Origin of the sequence: Enterobacter sp. CM29 (assembly GCF_013179605.1) — a bacterium.
Taxonomy (GTDB): domain Bacteria; phylum Pseudomonadota; class Gammaproteobacteria; order Enterobacterales; family Enterobacteriaceae; genus Enterobacter; species Enterobacter intestinihominis.
Map to the genome: position 1 here is coordinate 1 of NZ_JABMCU010000378.1, position 901 is coordinate 901.

Here is a 901-nt window from a genome sequence, read left to right on the forward strand (position 1 = left end):
CGACCAGTGGGGCTTCAAGGGCATCACCGTTTCGGATCACGGGGCGATTAAAGAGCTGATCAAGCACGGCACAGCGTCTGACCCGGAAGATGCGGTACGCGTGGCGCTCAAGTCCGGGATCAACATGAGCATGAGCGACGAATACTACAGCAAATACCTGCCGGGGCTGGTGAAGAGCGGCAAGGTGACGATGGCGGAGCTGGACGATGCCGCTCGCCACGTGCTGAACGTGAAATATGACATGGGGCTGTTTAACGATCCTTACAGCCATCTGGGGCCGAAGGAGTCTGACCCGGCAGACACCAATGCTGAAAGCCGCCTGCACCGCAAAGAAGCCCGCGAAGTGGCGCGCGAAAGCCTGGTGCTGCTGAAAAACCGTCTCGACACGCTGCCGCTGAAAAAATCCGGCACCATTGCCGTGGTCGGTCCGCTGGCCGACAGCAAGCGTGACGTCATGGGCAGCTGGTCCGCCGCAGGCGTGGCGGATCAGTCCGTTACCGTGCTGACAGGCATTAAGAGCGCTGTGGGTGATAATGCAAAAGTGGTTTACGCCAAAGGCGCGAACGTCACCGACGATAAAGACATCGTGACCTTCCTCAACCAGTATGAGGAAGCGGTGAAGGTGGATCCACGCACGCCGAAAGAGATGATCGACGAAGCGGTTAACGCCGCGAAGCAGTCCGACGTGGTGGTCGCCGTGGTGGGTGAAGCGCAGGGGATGGCGCACGAAGCCTCCAGCCGGACCGACATCACTATCCCGCAAAGCCAGCGTGACCTGATCGCGGCCCTGAAAGCCACCGGCAAGCCGCTGGTGCTGGTGCTGATGAACGGGCGTCCGCTGGCGCTGGTGAAAGAAGACCAGCAGGCTGACGCCATTCTGGAAACCTGGTTCGCCGGTACC

At 60.5% G+C, this 901-nt stretch carries 1 protein-coding gene; it reads left to right on the top strand.

Annotation, left to right across the window (positions count from 1 at the left end):
- A partial coding sequence (locus HP459_RS23170) for a glycoside hydrolase family 3 C-terminal domain-containing protein (protein WP_171936953.1) occupies positions 1-901 on the top strand: 901 nt, incomplete at both ends.